Origin of the sequence: Actinophytocola algeriensis, from assembly GCF_014203735.1 — a bacterium.
In the GTDB taxonomy this organism is placed as follows: domain Bacteria; phylum Actinomycetota; class Actinomycetes; order Mycobacteriales; family Pseudonocardiaceae; genus Actinophytocola; species Actinophytocola algeriensis.
This window is the reverse complement of record NZ_JACHJQ010000007.1, coordinates 15,035-29,532: the sequence shown is the minus strand read 5'-3', so window position 1 is coordinate 29,532 and position 14,498 is coordinate 15,035. Positions and strand designations below refer to the sequence as shown.

At 71.0% G+C, this 14,498-nt stretch carries 18 protein-coding genes; 6 read left to right on the top strand and 12 right to left on the bottom strand.

Translation table 11 applies throughout. The features are described 5' to 3' along the window. Window positions 1-10 precede the first annotated feature (10 nt). The 3 genes from FHR82_RS31345 to FHR82_RS31335 are packed head-to-tail and all read left to right on the top strand — an operon-like array spanning window position 11 to window position 1,463. On the top strand, window positions 11-544 hold the full coding sequence (locus FHR82_RS31345; RefSeq protein ID WP_184814212.1) for a response regulator: 534 nt from the start codon (window positions 11-13) through the stop codon (window positions 542-544). 54 nt (window positions 545-598) lie between these two features. After that, window positions 599-1,048, top strand: a complete 450-nt coding sequence (locus FHR82_RS31340; RefSeq protein WP_184814211.1) for a DUF1707 SHOCT-like domain-containing protein — start codon at window positions 599-601, stop codon at window positions 1,046-1,048. Between the two features lie 46 nt (window positions 1,049-1,094). Next, entirely contained in the window at window positions 1,095-1,463 is a 369-nt protein-coding gene (locus FHR82_RS31335) for an STAS domain-containing protein (protein ID WP_221464529.1), read from the top strand. On the opposite strand, the gene FHR82_RS31330 is transcribed toward FHR82_RS31335, so the two are convergent. Continuing rightward, window positions 1,427-1,870 carry an ATP-binding protein gene (locus tag FHR82_RS31330; protein WP_184814210.1) on the bottom strand — a complete coding sequence of 148 codons (444 nt, stop codon included), beginning with the start codon at window positions 1,868-1,870 and terminating at the stop codon, window positions 1,427-1,429. The two genes, FHR82_RS31335 and FHR82_RS31330, sit on opposite strands and share 37 nt — an antisense overlap. 50 nt (window positions 1,871-1,920) lie before the next feature. On the opposite strand from FHR82_RS31330, the gene FHR82_RS31325 reads away from it, so the two are divergent. Next, window positions 1,921-2,574 carry an HAD family hydrolase gene (locus FHR82_RS31325; protein WP_184814209.1) on the top strand — a complete coding sequence of 218 codons (654 nt, stop codon included), beginning with the start codon at window positions 1,921-1,923 and terminating at the stop codon, window positions 2,572-2,574. A gap of 131 nt (window positions 2,575-2,705) precedes the next feature. Continuing rightward, window positions 2,706-3,167, top strand: a complete 462-nt coding sequence (locus FHR82_RS31320) for a DUF6194 family protein (protein ID WP_184814208.1) — start codon at window positions 2,706-2,708, stop codon at window positions 3,165-3,167. On the opposite strand, the gene FHR82_RS31315 is transcribed toward FHR82_RS31320, so the two are convergent. The 10 genes from FHR82_RS31315 to FHR82_RS31270 all read right to left on the bottom strand — a co-directional run bounded on the left by FHR82_RS31315 (window position 3,168) and on the right by FHR82_RS31270 (window position 11,473). Continuing rightward, on the bottom strand, window positions 3,168-3,764 hold the full coding sequence (locus tag FHR82_RS31315; RefSeq protein ID WP_184814207.1) for a hypothetical protein: 597 nt from the start codon (window positions 3,762-3,764) through the stop codon (window positions 3,168-3,170). It lies immediately after the preceding gene. Further along, a complete protein-coding gene (locus FHR82_RS31310) occupies window positions 3,761-4,345 on the bottom strand; it encodes an RNA polymerase sigma factor (protein ID WP_184814206.1) in 585 nt (194 codons plus the stop codon). The genes FHR82_RS31315 and FHR82_RS31310 overlap by 4 nt, the downstream gene beginning before the upstream one ends. 50 nt (window positions 4,346-4,395) lie before the next feature. Beyond that, window positions 4,396-5,370: a non-homologous end-joining DNA ligase gene (gene ligD, locus FHR82_RS31305; protein WP_311771358.1), complete on the bottom strand. Its 975-nt coding sequence runs from the start codon at window positions 5,368-5,370 to the stop codon at window positions 4,396-4,398. 26 nt (window positions 5,371-5,396) lie between these two features. Then, window positions 5,397-6,125: an endonuclease/exonuclease/phosphatase family protein gene (locus tag FHR82_RS31300; RefSeq protein ID WP_184814205.1), complete on the bottom strand. Its 729-nt coding sequence runs from the start codon at window positions 6,123-6,125 to the stop codon at window positions 5,397-5,399. A gap of 92 nt (window positions 6,126-6,217) precedes the next feature. Further along, window positions 6,218-7,447 carry a quinone oxidoreductase family protein gene (locus FHR82_RS31295; protein ID WP_225944122.1) on the bottom strand — a complete coding sequence of 410 codons (1,230 nt, stop codon included), beginning with the start codon at window positions 7,445-7,447 and terminating at the stop codon, window positions 6,218-6,220. Then, the gene (locus FHR82_RS31290; protein WP_184814204.1) at window positions 7,444-7,806 is read right to left on the bottom strand and encodes a hypothetical protein; all 363 of its coding nucleotides are present in this window, start codon (window positions 7,804-7,806) and stop codon (window positions 7,444-7,446) included. Before FHR82_RS31290 ends, FHR82_RS31295 begins: the two co-directional genes overlap by 4 nt. Continuing rightward, on the bottom strand, window positions 7,803-8,666 hold the full coding sequence (locus FHR82_RS31285) for a DODA-type extradiol aromatic ring-opening family dioxygenase (protein ID WP_184814203.1): 864 nt from the start codon (window positions 8,664-8,666) through the stop codon (window positions 7,803-7,805). The genes FHR82_RS31290 and FHR82_RS31285 overlap by 4 nt, the downstream gene beginning before the upstream one ends. Further along, on the bottom strand, window positions 8,659-9,456 hold the full coding sequence (locus FHR82_RS31280; RefSeq protein ID WP_184814202.1) for a citryl-CoA lyase: 798 nt from the start codon (window positions 9,454-9,456) through the stop codon (window positions 8,659-8,661). Before FHR82_RS31280 ends, FHR82_RS31285 begins: the two co-directional genes overlap by 8 nt. Next, window positions 9,449-10,594, bottom strand: coding sequence for a CaiB/BaiF CoA transferase family protein (locus tag FHR82_RS31275; protein WP_184814201.1), 1,146 nt, complete (start codon window positions 10,592-10,594; stop codon window positions 9,449-9,451). The genes FHR82_RS31280 and FHR82_RS31275 overlap by 8 nt, the downstream gene beginning before the upstream one ends. 69 nt (window positions 10,595-10,663) lie before the next feature. Next, window positions 10,664-11,473 (bottom strand): IclR family transcriptional regulator domain-containing protein, encoded by an 810-nt coding sequence (locus FHR82_RS31270; protein WP_184814200.1) that lies wholly within the window; start codon window positions 11,471-11,473, stop codon window positions 10,664-10,666. Between the two features lie 105 nt (window positions 11,474-11,578). On the opposite strand from FHR82_RS31270, the gene FHR82_RS31265 reads away from it, so the two are divergent. After that, a complete protein-coding gene (locus tag FHR82_RS31265) occupies window positions 11,579-13,006 on the top strand; it encodes an amidohydrolase family protein (protein WP_184814199.1) in 1,428 nt (475 codons plus the stop codon). Between the two features lie 173 nt (window positions 13,007-13,179). Here FHR82_RS31265 and FHR82_RS31260 read toward each other — a convergent pair whose 3' ends face one another. Further along, window positions 13,180-14,097: an SDR family NAD(P)-dependent oxidoreductase gene (locus FHR82_RS31260; RefSeq protein WP_311771357.1), complete on the bottom strand. Its 918-nt coding sequence runs from the start codon at window positions 14,095-14,097 to the stop codon at window positions 13,180-13,182. Between the last annotated feature and the right edge of the window lie 401 nt (window positions 14,098-14,498).

The window sequence follows — 14,498 nt, the reverse complement described above, 5'->3', positions numbered from 1 at the left end:
AGGTGACGACGTGACGGTTTCCGCGAAGGCCTTGCTGGTCGACGACCGGCGGGAGAACCTGGTCGCGCTGGAGGCCATCCTGCAGGGTCTCGCCGTGGAGACGGTCGCGGTGACCAGCGGCGAGGAAGCGCTGAAACGCTTGCTGACCGACGACTTCGCCGTCATCCTCCTCGACGCGTCGATGCCCGGCATGGACGGGTTCGAGACCGCGACGCACATCAAGCAGCGCGAGCGGACCCGGCACATCCCGATCATCTTCCTGACCGCGCTCAACTACGACGCCCGCCTGGCGTTCCGCGGCTACCAGATCGGCGCGGTCGACTTCATCACCAAGCCGTTCGACCCGTGGGTGCTGCGGTCCAAGGTGGCCGTGTTCATCGAGCTGTGGCTCAAGAGCGCGGAGCTGACCGCACAGGCGGTGGAGCGGATGGCGTTGCACGAGGCGCTGTCGAAGGCGCTGTCACTGCTGGGCGGCGGCGACAGCGAGGGCGCGGCGATCGCGTTGCGGGAGGCGCAGGCCCGGTACTCCCGGGTTCGGTCGTAAGCCGCCGGGCGGTTGGTAGTACGCCAGAACCCGTGCGCGCCATACAATCCCGGCATGGGACAGGCCGACATCCGCACGAGCGACACCGAGCGCGACGAGGCCGTCACCGCACTGGGTGTGCACATGGCCACCGGACGGCTCGACCTCGGCGAGTACGAGGAGCGCTGCGGCCGCGCCGCCGTCGCGCGCACCCGGGGTGACCTGGAGGCGTTGTTCACCGACCTGCCAGCGCCGCACCCGGACCTCAGCTCGGCCACGCCCGTGCAGCTCGTGCAGCGGACCGGCCAGCTCGTCGGCCCGCCGCGCAGGCGTGGCAAGGACCTCGTGGAGACCCCCGCCAGCAGGGCATTCGAGGTCGTCGCGGGAATGGCGTTCATCGTCGGCATCCCGGCCGCGATCCTGCTGACGATCTTCCTCGGGCAGTGGTGGGTGTTCATCCCCGTCGGCGTGGTCCTGATGGTCGCCGGCGGCGTGTCGGAAGCGGCCAAGAAGCCGGCGCGGTAGCGGCCCACCACTGTCGCCGTTCCCGCCGCGCGGGCAAGATGTGTGCATGACCAACGCTCCGATGCCTCCGGGCGACCCCTTCGGTGTCACCGTCGACATCGAACAGCGCGGCAGCGCCGTGGTGTTGCACGTCGCGGGCGAGCTCGACCTGGTCACGACGCCGGTCCTGGCCGAGGCGTGCACGACGGCGTTGCGGTCCAGGCCGCCGGTGCTGGTGATCGACCTGACCGACGTGACCTTCCTCGCCTCGGTCGGGATGTCGGCGATCGTCGCCGCGCACGAGGCGAGCGGGGACCACACTAAGCTACGGGTCGTCGGCGGTGGCCGCGACACCCTCCGGCCGATCCACGTGACAGGTCTGGACAACCTGCTGGCGGTCTACTCCGACCTGTCCTCCGCGCTCGAGGGGTCCTGACCGTCCTGCAGCGGCCTGCCGCGCAGCACCACCGTGGTGCCTTCGTCGGTGGCGTCGATCGTCACCTGGTCCACGCACGCGCGCATGAGGCGGAGGCCCTGGCCCCGCGTGCTCTTCGGGTCGTCGACGGGCGGGCGCCACACGCCCTTGTCGCGCACGGTGAACGTGACGTGGTGGTCGGCGATCTCACCGCGCAGCTCGACCGTGCCGGCCCCCGCGGGGTCCTCGGCACCGATGCCGTAGCCGTGCTCGATGCTGTTGCTCACCGCCTCGTTGATGGCCAGCACGATGTCGTCCATCTGCGGGGGAGTCCAGCCGTTGGCTCTCAGCCACCTGCGCACCTTGTCCCGTGCGATGGACGGGGAAACCCAGTCGGCGGCGAGAACCAGGTCCAGGGGCGGTGGCACGGACGCCATTCTCCCAGTTTCCGGCCGTCGTGCCCGGCATACTGCCGAACATGGGGACCGACGCGCTCGTGTTCGACTTCGACGGCCTGCTCATGGATACCGAGACGGCGTCGTTGCGGGTGTGGCAGTACCTGTGGCGCGAGTACGGGCTGGAGCTGGACGTGTCGACGTTCTTCGCGCAGCACGGCGGGAACGTGATCGCCGAGCGGTACGCGAAGCTCGCCGCCGCCGTCGGTCCCGCGTTCGACCAGGACGAGGCCCACGACACCCGCCTCACGTACCGCAGGGAGGTGCACGCCACCCTGGAGCTGGCGGCCGGCATCGCCCGCTGGCTCGACGAGGCCCGTGAGCTGGGCATCCGGCTGGCGGTGGCGAGCAGTTCGCCCCGCGACTGGGTGGTCGACCACCTCACCCGCGTCGGCTACCTGGACCGCTTCGAGCTGCTGGCCTGCGGCGACGAGGCCGGCACCCACAAGCCGGACCCGGGTGTGTACCTGCTGGCACTGGAGCGGCTGGGGGTTCCCGCCGAGCGCGCGCTGGCGTTCGAGGACACCGTCCACGGGGTCGCCGCCGCGAAGGCCGCGGGGCTGCGGTGCGTCGCGATCCCGCACCCGAACGCCGACCCGGCCGCCTTCACCGCCGCGGAACGCGTCCTGACCAGTGCGGCGGACGTCCCGCTCCGCGTGCTGATCGGACCGGAGTAGCGGGTCTCGGCCACGGGTCTGGTCGCCCGTGTCCGGCAGGCGTTCCACTCCGATTTGAGGGTTTTCCCGGCCTCTCCAGCGCACGAGCGTGGAAAAGTCCACCAAAGGAGTTCAATGAGACGCTTGAAGGTATGAACGCCGAAGAGATGACGCGGTACCTCAGCGAGACCTTCACCGGAATCCAGCTGCAGGAGGCGAACGGCGACACGTTCGTCACCTACGACCCGGACGGCGACCTCCCGGCCGACCGCTGGCTCCCGTTCGCGACGATCGTGACGGGGGACGACTACGACTCGGTCTCGGACCTGAGCCGCCCGGGTGCCTACCGCCTGAACATCGGCCTGACGAAAGCGACCTACACCGCACACCTGGGCACCGCGCCGACCGAACGCGATGCCCAGGGTGTCCTGCTCTGCGACGCCGACTACACGGCCCGGGACACGCTGATGCCCCACCCGTTCTACGGCAACCAGCACTGGGTCTCGGTGATCAACCCCGACACGACGCTGGCGACCACGAAGGACCTACTGGCCGACGCCTACGACTTCGCGGTCCGCAAGCACACCAACCACCGCGCCCGCGTTCAGCCGTAGTCACTCGAATATGTCGACCAGCACGCAGGGGGCCACCGGGCCGCTCACGGCGTACTGGACGAACAGGAACTGCTTGCGCGGGTCGTTGTCCCACGGGGTGAGCCTGCCTTCCAGGATCAGCGTCTTGCCCTCGAGATCGTCCGGTAGCACCGTCAGCGGGTCGTCGCCGCGGCGGTCCAACCCGACGAAGACCTCGTGCGGCTGGTCGGCCAGCCGCGGGAAACGCTCCGGGAAGGGCTGGCACATCTTGCCGGGCGGCGCGAAGGAGACGTCGGCCGTGATGCCGTGCGCCGCCAGCTCGCGTTCCAGCCCGTCCGGGTCCTCGAGGCGGTTGACGGTGATCGTGACCGTGCCGTCGTCGTTGCCCGTGACCGCGTGGGCGGCGGGTGTGTGCTCGCCGGTCACGGCCGGGATGCCGACCACGAGACCGGCCGCGACCAGCCCGGCCCCGGCGGCGGCGAGCACGAGCCGCCTGCGTGGCCGGCTCGGCCGCGGTGCTACCGCTCGTTCCGCTACCGCCTGTTCCGCTACTGCTTGTTCCGCCACGATCTCCCGCAGCTCGGCCAGCAGGTTCTCCTCGAAGTGCCCCAGTTTCATGGCATGACCTCCGGTGCGATGGTGAGTTCGGTGACGGCGGGTGGTACGAGGTGGTCGCGCAGCGCGCGTGTGGCCCGGTGCAGGCGCACCCGCGCGGTGACCGGCTTGATGTGGAGCGCGTGCGCGGCGTCCGTGACGGTCAGGCCGTCCAGCGCGACCAGCTCGAGGACCGCGCGTTCACCCCTGCCGAGCTGGTCCATGGCGGCGCCGAGCTGCCGGGCCCGCGCCTCGGCGTCGACCCGGTCCTCGATGCGGGCCACGTCCTCGCCGGTCAGCTCGCGCCGCCCGGCGACCCGCTCGTGCGCCCGGTGTTCCCGCGCCCGGCGCCGCCGCTCGGCGGACACCACGTTGTGGGCGACCCCGTACAGCCAGCCGACGACGCTGCCGCGGTCCGCCCGGTACGTGTGCGCCGACCTGACCACCGCGAGGAACACCTCCGCGGTCAGGTCCGCGACGAGGTGCGGGTCCGCGACCCGGCGGGCCACGAACCGTTGCACCGCCTCGATGTGCTGCCGGTAGAACGCCTCGAACAGGTCCGGATCCCGTCCGATCCCGGACAGATCCCGTGTTTCCTCGGCCACCCGTGCCTCCGTTCCCCTTTGCCTGTACTTGGGCGCGGCGGCCGGTCGCGTTACCGGGGCGTGGTGACCTGGTCGGGGAGGACGTCGTGGCGCAGGCCGCGCCACGCGGTGTGGCGCAGCCGCCCGTCGGAGGTGAACTGGCGGTACACGACCTGCCCGACGAGCGTCGGCGTCACCCAGCGGGCGCCGCGGCGGCGGTCGGGCGGGACCTCGTTGTGGAACGGGCTGTCCGCCCGGGTAAGCGGGATCAGCAGGTTCAGCATCTCGTCCAGCGCCCGTTCGGTGAACCCGGTCCCCACGTCACCGATGTACATCAGGTGCCCGTCCTGGTCGTGCCCGCCGAGCAGCAGCGCACCGACCCGGTTGTCCCGGTTGCCCTTGCCCGGCCGCCACCCGCCGACCACCACCTCCTGCGTCTTGATCAGCGGCCGCTTGAGCCAGTCGCGGCTGCGCTGCCCCGGGTGGTACCGCGACTCGAGCCGTTTCGCGACCAGGCCCTCGAGGCCCTGCTCCTCGACGATCGACAGCAGCTCGTTGGGGTCGATGTCGTCGGCGGTGAAGTGGCGGGGGACCGCGACGTGGCTGTTCGACACGGGCAGGTCGGCGAGCAGGTCGCGCCTGCGCGTGTACGGCGCGGTCAGCAGCACCTCGGCGCCCAGCCGCAGCAGGTCGAACACGATGTACGTGACCGGTGCCGTGCGCAGCAGTTCCGCGGTGGGGCCGCGCTGGTGGCGGGACTGCATGAGCTGGAAGTCGGGTCTGCCGTTCGGTGCGAGCACCACCAGTTCACCGTCGAACACCGCGGGCAGGCCCCCGGTCGCGTCGGCGAGCACCCCGTGCAGGTCGGGGTAGACGCCGGTGATCTCGTTGCCGAGCCTGCTCGTCAGCTTCGTCCTGCCGTCCGGGCCGACGCGCATGCAGCAGCGGAACCCGTCCCACTTGGTCTCGTACGCCCACCCGCTGCCGACCGGCAGCGGTCCCTCGACCGCCAGCATGGGCGGCACCGGCGCGGGCACACCATCCACAGTGGACTCCTTCCCCGCACGCGAGCCTAACCGGTCGCGGTCAGGTCGGCGACCACACCGGCGTGGTCGGAGAGCCACACCCCGTCGACGGCGTGCTCGCCGGTCAGGCGCGCCGAGCGCACCCGGAAGCCGGGCCCGGCGAACACGTAGTCGATCCGGCCGGGCGTGCCGTCGAGCCGTGCGATCTCCTCCGCCGCCAGCGGGTTGTCGGCCGACCAGGTGATGCCGCCGCCGGTGCCCGCGACCGCCCACGCGTCCTGGAGGTGCGCGCTCAGGTGCCGCACCCCCGCCTCGTCCGGCGGCGCGTTGAGGTCCCCGGCCACGATCAGCGGCAGCAGCCCGCCGTACCGGAGCGTGACCTCCTGCGCCTGCAGGTGGCGCACGTTCGCCGCTTCGGGCTGCCACGGTGTGGTGAGGGTGACGAACAGGAGGTCGTCGACCCGGACGGCGAGGGTCCAGTAGTGGAACCCGTCGATCCGCCGCTCGACGACGTCGACCACGCGGTGCGGCCGCCTGGTGGCGATCGCGGTGCCGCCGAACCGGGCTGCCTCTGGCGGCTGGTCACGCAGCACGTCGGCCTGGTGTGTCACATGGCGCAACCGGGTGCGCGCGAGCAGCCGATTCAGCTGCTCCGGGTGGCGGACCTCCTGCAGCGCCAGCAGGTCCGGCCTGAGCGCGCGCAGTTCGTGGTTGAGCAGGTCAGTACGCCGCGGATCACCCGCGTCGTGCCGCACGTTTCGCGTAACCACCCGCATCGGGGGCCTCCCCGCGTCGTTTGTGCGACAGTGGAACCGGGTACTGCTTTGGTGGCGGCCGACGTGCGCGCCATGCTGACGAACACCGGAGGTTAGACATGATCGGCTTCATCGTCGCCGGCCTCATCATCGGCGCGCTCGCGCGCCTGATCAAGCCCGGCAAGCAGAACCTCGGCATCATCGCCACGCTGCTGCTGGGACTGGTCGGCTCGATCATCGGCGGCTCGATCGCGGCATTGTTGGGCACTGGCGACATCTGGGAGCTGAACGTCCTCGGCTTCGTCCTGGCCGTGATCGCCGCGGTGCTGCTGATCGGTGCCGCGGAGGCCATCACGGGCTCGCGGCGCAAGGCAGTGCGCTGACCCTACGGCACCACCACTGTTCTGAGATCGGCGTCGCCCGCGGACGCACCGGGCCCACGCGCCCGGCGCGTCCGCGGGCGGCACCGTGTCATGGCCGACGCGGAGCGTGCCGTCCGCCACGCGCGCCGCGACCATGGTGATCGCCGCCGCGCGCTGCGCACGGGTCAGCTCGTTGTTCGTGTAACCGAGCAGCCGCAACGACTTGCCGCGCAGCAGCGAGGACGTGATCGGGCTCGTCTCACCAGCCATGGCACCCAGGTTGACCAGCCGGCCACCGGCCCGCAGCACCCGCGCCGCCGCGGCGGCGGGGACCCCGAACACCGGGTCCAGCACCAGGTCGGCAGGCCCGTCGACGGCGGCGGTGAACCGGGTCGCCAGTTCATCCACATCGGACGTGTCGAGCGCGACCACCGCGTCCGCACCGGCCGCCACGGCTCGTGCCCGGCCCGCCGCCGATCGCGCCGCCGCCACGACCCGCCGCGCACCGGCGGCCTTCGCGAGCCGGACCGCGGCCTGACCGACCACCCCGCCCGCGCCGAGCACGATCACCTGCTCGCCATGGGCCAGCTCACCGCGCCACGTCAGCGCCATGTGCGCGGCCACCGCCGACAGCCCGAGCGCCGCCACGAGCACGGGGTCGGCGTCATCCGGCAGCGGCACCAGTTCGGCCTCGGGCACCGCGACCACCGACGCCATCGACCCGTCGCCGGGCCGCATGCCCGCACTGGTGGGGAACCACACCGGGCGCCCGCCGACCGTGCCGACACCCTGGACGCCGGGTACGTACGGCGTCGCGGGCACCCCGAAGTACGACGTGCCCGACGCGCACAACAGGTCGAGCGGGGTGATCGGCGCGGCCGTCACCTCGACCAGCACCTCGTCCGGGCCCGACGCGGGCGGGGCCCACTCGACGAGCGCGGGCGGTTCGCCGGGGGAGTGCAGCGAGAGCGCCCAGCTCATGTCGCGATGTCCGGGTAGGGGAGCGACATGTGGGCCAGCTTGCGCGCGTACTCCTTCTGGAACTCGAGCGGTTCGCTGTTGTCGCGTTCGAACATCGCGATGAACAGCGTGAGCGTGAGGAACGGGTGCGCGCCGAGTGCGAACAGCGCCGGGTAGTCGTGCCCGGCCAGCGCGGCGCGCTCGTCGTCGGCGAACGCGAGCCACGTCGAGGACTCGCCGATGTGGCAGGCGAGGATCCGGTTGGCCTCGTTGGCCTCCCACCACGCGACGGTCCCCTGCGGATCGTCGCGGTACCGCTCGACCAGGTCCGGGTCGCGGTCCACGGTGAACAGGAACTTGTTCAGCAGGTACCTGCTCATGCGGGCGCTCCCTTCGGGTACCAGGTGAAGTACGCCTCCATCGTGTGGAAGAGGTCGTAGGTGTCGACGTAGTCCGCCTTCTGGCCCTCGCCGGCGACACCCATCATCAGCATGAAGTCCATGAACCCGTGCGTGGCGTTGCCCGGCAGGTGCAGCGAGTCGAGCGTCACGTTCCCGCAGCAGCCCTCGATGTCGCCGGTGGAGATCCACTCGACGGCCTTGCGGTCGAACTCCGGGTCCGGTCCGTGTGGCCCGAACTGCCGCGGCCCGCCCAGCTCCAGCGACAGGTGCCCGGTGCCGATCACCGCGACCCGCTGGTCCGACGGCCACGACTCGACCAGCTGCCGGATCGTCTGTCCCAGTTGGACGAACCGTTTCGGCCGCGGCAGCGGGGGCGCGAAGATGTTGGTGTAGATGGGCACGATCGGCAGGTCGTTCTGCGGCCGCAGCGTGATGATCGGGCACGTGATCGAGTGGTCGATCCGCAGCTCGTTGGAGAACGCGAGGTCGAAGCCCGCGTCGAGCCCTTCGCGCAGCACGTAGTCGGAGAGGTCCTCCTGGCCCTTCATCACCATGCGCGGCAGGCCGAACTCGCGTTCCTCGTTGTACCAGTTGGCGTCGTAGAAGGGCGCCTTGCCGACGAGGAACTGCGGCATGTTGTCCAGCCACAGCTGGTGGAAGTGGTCCGAGCCGACCATCACCAGCACGTCCGGCCGCGCCTTGGTCAGCGTCTCCCGGAACGCCTCGACCTTGCGCACCCACTCGTCCGCGAACGGCGGCCGGTCCTCTCCGGTGGCGGTGCTGGCGCGGTGGTAGAACGGGTGGTGGGTGGACGCGATCACCGCGACCAGCTCAGCCATCGTGACCTCCGTAAGGCGACGGTGGAACGGAGACGTTGTTGAAGTCGACGGACAGGAAGATGTCGTTGGCGACCGGGTCGCGCAGCTCCTCGGCGAGCTGACCGATCAGCCCGGCGGTCCGCGCCAGCAACGCGAAGCCGCGCAGCAGTTCCATGGGCAGCCCGAGGTCGGCGAGCGCGGCCCCGCACACCCCGGCCCCGTTGAGCGGCAACGTCTTCCCGAGGACCTGGGGGTGCACCCGCCCGATCGCGGCGAACAGCCTCAGGTGCGGGCCCTCGAGGCCTTCCTCGCGGGCGATCTCGAACAGCCGGGGCGTGCGCGGGTCGCCGTCCTTGTGCACGTGGTGCCCGAGCCCGGGCACGAACCGCTTCGCTTCCCGTTGCGCGGCAACGACTTCCAGCGCGATCGCGTCCCAGCCGCCGTCGTCGGCCGGAAGCTGCCGCCCGGCGAGTTGCTCGTGCAGGAACCGGCCGCAGTCCTCCGTGACGCCCAGGAACCGCGAGCCGCCGCCCAGCAGCCCGGCCGCGAGCGCGCCCTGCACGGACTCCGGCGCGGACAGGTACGTCAGTCGCGCGGTGATGGCCGTCGGCGTGAAACCGTGGTCCGCGAGTGCCGCCAGCACGGCCTCGAACACCCGGGTCTCGCCCGTCGACGGCCGCCGCTGGGTGGCGAGCCAGAACGCCAGCTCGCCGAAGCCGACCTGCCCCATCACGTCCCGGGCGAGGTCGTGCCCCAGCAGGGTGATGGTGTCGCGGGTGGATGCGCCGAGTGCGGTCGGGTACTCAGGCATCCTTGTCCCCCAGCCACTTCCGGATCTCGGCGCCGTGCTCGTCCAGCTCGGGCGGCGGCAGCGCGTACCCGACCGGTGTGGCGGAGAACCGGATCGGGTGCCGGGTGGTGGGCACCGCCCGGTCGCCTTCGCCGACCGTCACGACCGGGTCCAGCTCGAACCGCTCGGCCATCGCGAACCCGCCGTCGATCGTGTTGATCGGCCCACACGGCACGCCCGCCGCGACGAGCAGGTCGAACCACTCGACCGCGCCCTTCGTGGCGAGCCGCTCGACCAGCACGGGCCGCAGCTCCTCCCGGTTGGCGGTGCGGTCGGCGTTGCGCGCGAACCGCGGGTCGTCGGCGACCCCCGGGATGCCCAGCACCTCGCAGAGCTTCCGGAACTGCCCGTCGTTGGCGGCGGACACGATCAGGTCGTTGTCCGCGGTGGGCAGCGGTTCATAGGGGAAGACACTCGGGTGCGCGTTGCCCATCCGGTACGGCACGACATCGCCCGCGGCGTAGGCCGAGCTGTGGTTGACGAGGCCGGTGAGCGCCGAGGACAGGAGGTTCACCTCGACCTTCTGGCCCTCACCGGTGGCTTCGCGGTGCCGCAGCGCGGCGAGGATCCCGATGACGGCGTGGTTGCCGGCCATGACGTCGAACACGGAGATCCCGGCCCGGTAGGGCGGCCCGTCGGGCTCGCCGGTGAGGCTCATGAGGCCCGAGATCGCCTGGACCATGAGGTCGTATCCCGGTACGTGCGCGCCGGCCCCGGAGCCGAACCCGGTGATCGACGCGTAGACGATGCCGGGATTGGCGGCGCGAACGTCGTCGTAGCCGAGCCCGAACCGCTCCATGCCACCGGGCTTGAAGTTCTCGATGAGCACGTCGGCACGCCGCGCGAGCTCCCGCGCGGCCCCGGCGTCCCCGTCATCCCGGAGATCGAGCGCGATCGACCGCTTCCCCCGGTTGATGCCGAGGTAGTAGGTCGACACACCGTCCCGCACCGGCGGCATCCAGGTACGGGTGTCGTCGCCCTTCGGCCCCTCGACCTTGATCACCTCCGCGCCCATGTCCGCCAGCAGCATCGTGGCGTAGGGCCCGGCGAGAATCCGGGAGAAGTCGGCTACCAGTACACCGTCGAGCGGCCCGTCCATAAGCCTCCGTCCGTATCGCGGACATCTGTCCGCAGTCTTGGCCGGCCGGTCCGCACTGTCAAGTCCCGGTCACGAGGCTGCCGTGCGAGTCACGTGCGGAACGGTCGCCAGTCGTGCGAAGTCCGCGCTGATGTCACTCGCCGCCGTCAGCAACAACGGCAGGTGATGCCCGAGCAGCTCGTCCACGGTCGTCTCCGCCGCATGCGTGTTCACGTTCAACGCGCCGACCACCCGCCCGTGACCATCCCGCAGCGGCGCCGCCACCGACCGGATGCCCAGCGCGAGCTGCTGATCCGTCAGCGCCCACCCCCGCGCCCGCACCTCCCGCAGCGCCGCGTCCCGCTCCGCGCGCGAAGGCTGCCACCTCGGCGTCAGCCCCGACCGCGTCGGCTCGGCCAGCACCGCGTCGGCCTCGGTGGGGTCCAGCGCGGCCAGCAGCACCTTGCCCAGTGACGTCTGCAGCGCCGGGAACCGCGTCCCGACCTGCACCGCGAGCGCCACGATCTTCGGTACCGCCACCCGCGCCACGTACACGATGTCCGACCCGTCGAGCTGCGCCACCGAACACGACTCGCCCGTCGCCGCGGACAGCGCCTCCATGTGCGGCCGCGCGATGTCCCACAGCCCCTGCGACCGCACGTACGCCACGCCCAGGTCGAGCACCCTCGGCGTCAGCGTGAACCCGGGCCCCTCGGCGCGCACGTACCCCAGCTCACCGAGCGTGAGCAGGATCCGCCGCGCGGTCGGCCGCGCCAGGCCCGTCGCCGCGGCCACCTCGGCCAGCGTCATCGCGGGCCTGCCCGGCTCGAACGCGGTGATGACCTCGAGCCCGCGCGCGAGCGCCTCGATGAAGTCCGGTCCGGTGCCTTCGCGCGGCATGGCGGCTCCTCACGGTGACGGGCATTGACTTCGCTGCGGTGCGGGATCAGAGTAACCCCCAGAATCGGCCGCCATACGGACAAGTGTCCGACAAGGAGTTCACCGATGAACGAGTACAGCGCCGTGCTCCTGCGCGGCGGCACCGTCCTGCCGATGGACGAGACCCGCTCGGTGCTGGCGAACACGGACGTACTGGTGGTCGACGACCGCGTGGCGGCGCTCGGCAAGGACCTGGTCGCCCCGGAGGGCGCACTCGAGATCGACGCGACCGACGGCATCGTGATGCCCGGCATGATCGACACCCACCGGCACATGTGGCAGACCGCCATGCGCGGGTACGGCGCCGACTGGACGCTGACCCAGTACTTCGTCTGGTACTACCTCGACCACGGCAGGCTCTTCCGCCCGGAGGACATCCACGCGGGCAACACCCTCGCGGCGATCGAGGCAATCGACGCCGGGGTGACGACGGTCGTCGACTGGTCGCACGGCCTGCAGACCACCGACCACGCCGACGCCGCGGCGGACGCACTCGAGGCGATCCCCGGCAGGCACATCCTGGCGTACGGCAACATCCAGCAGCCCCCGGCGCAGTGGTCGGGCGCACCGGAGTTCCGCGACTTCGTGAACCGCCGCATCACCGGCGACGACCTCCTGGGCTTCCAGATGGCCTTCGACGTGACCGGCGACCCGGCCTTCCCGGAGAAACCGGCCTTCGAGGTCGCACGGGACCTCGGCGTCGCGGTGACCACGCACGCCGGCGTCTGGGGCGCGACGAGCGACGACGGCATCCGCCTGATGCACGACCACGGCTTCATGACCGACCAGACCATCTACGTGCACGCGGCGTCCCTGTCCGCGGACTCGTACCACCGCATCGCGGCGACCGGCGGCTCGATCTCCGTGTCGACGGAAAGCGAGCAGAGCGCGGGCCAGGGCTACCCACCCACGTGGGCGATCCGCGCGCACGACATCCCGGTCTCCCTGTCCATGGACACGAGCGTGTGGTGGAGCGGTGACCTGTTCTCGGCCATGCGCACCACCCTCGGCGCCGACCGCTCCCGCGAACACCTGGCGGCCCACGCCCAGAACGAGACGGTCACCCACTGCGCGCTCCGCGCCGACCAGGTGGTCGAGTGGGCGACCCGAGGCGGTGCCCGCACGCTGGGCAGGACCGACCTGGGCAGCCTGGCGGCAGGCCAGAAGGCGGACGTGGTCCTGATCAAGAACGACGACTCCCCGGTGTCCTTCCCGCTGCTGAACCCGTACGGCCACGTGGCATTCCAGTCCCAGCGCGGCGACGTGCACACGGTGCTGGTGAACGGCCGGGTGGTGAAGCAGAACCACAAACTGGTCGACATCGACCTGCGCGCGGCCCGCCGGTCGGTCGAGTCCACAGTGGACCACCTACGCACCACGATGGGCGAGGAGGCGTGGGTCAAGGGCATGAACCCGGACGTCCCGGAAACCAAGGTGCTGGACAACCCGTACACGTACACGGACTACCGCAGCACGGCAACGCACAGCAGCTAGCGACACTCCCACGACGAGAAGGCGGGCGCAAGCCCAGACAGACCACTGAAAAGAGTCCCTGCCGAGCCAACCCCGTTGCCAACCCGAGGCCATCCCGGAGACCTGCCCCTCCGGCGAGGAGGCCCGTCCGGCGAGGACAACACCCGCCGAGGACAACCCGCCGAGCAGAGCGGCTAGAGCCCGACCGCCGCAACGCACCAGTCGAGCATCGCCCGGCTGTCGGCGTCACTGTGCCGCGTCCACGGTACGAGATGCGGACTCCGCGCCCGGCGATCGTGCCAGAACAGTCCGGAAGCGGGCGCGGGCCGCACCGCCCCGAGCCACACGGTCGTGTCGGCCCCTTGACGGGCATCCCGCAGGAATGGCTTGGTCAGCCGGTGAAACCCGGGCAACGACCCGGCAATCCCGGGCGTGTCGGCCCACCCGGGATGCATACCGGCGACGGTCGTGCCGGGCCACCGCTCGGCGAGATGTGGAACGAGCGCGACCTGGATCCGTTTGGTACGGGCGTAGGCAGCGGCTCCGCGATACTCGCCGCGGGTGTACTCGGGGTCGTCGAGGGGTAGCTTCTTGGCGTACATCCCCCCGGACGACACGAAGATCACGCGCTCGAGGGGCTGGAGCAGCTCGGTCATGAGCAGTGGTCCGAGCACGTGGGTGGCGAGCGCGACCTCGTGCCCCTGCGGCGTGGTGCTCCGTGCGGCGGGCAGCGCGCCCGCGTTGTGCACCAGCACATCCACCGCCCCGATGGACTCGGCGAATCTCCGCACGTCGTCCACATCGGACACATCGCACCGGGCGACGCGCACGTCCCCGCCGATTCGTGCGGCAACCCGCTCGCCCTTGGCGACGTCCCGCACGACGAGCCGCACAACGGCCCCGAGGTCCGCGAACGCGGCGGCGGTGGCGACACCGAGCCCGGAACTGGCACCGGTCACGACCACGGTCCGCCCGGCAAGGGCCCCGGGCTCCGGATCCGCGGGCCAGCCGGGCAACCGCCGCCGCACCGCGAGCCCGAACCGCGGGTAACCCCCGACCACGGAGCGGTCAAGCCCGGTGTCGAGCCAACGTCCGAGTACCTCCCGAGTCACTGCCACAACGGTAGTTCGGCGCCACCCCGGCCGCGGCTTGGTGGCATCACCCGCCGTCCCGCGACGGGCCTGCTCGCACACCAGCGGCCACAACGATCTTGGGAGCGCTCCCAGTCGAAAGTTGCGTCTGCGTCACCCCCAAGAACCTCGTCTGGTCCCTGGGTGCCCCCTTCATGCCTGGAAAACAGCCCCATCACTGAACATCCAACTGAACAGTTCATCAAGAGTGAGCCTCTGTACACGTCCTGTTAACACAGCTAGACTCCGAAAAACTGGGAGCGCTCCCAGAAATGCGCTCGGCGTTGAGCGGAGGATCCGGATGACATTGAGACCCAACACCGGGACGCGGAGGCGTGCGGCCGCCTACTTGGCGGTCGTGTCGGCCCTACTCACGTCCCTCA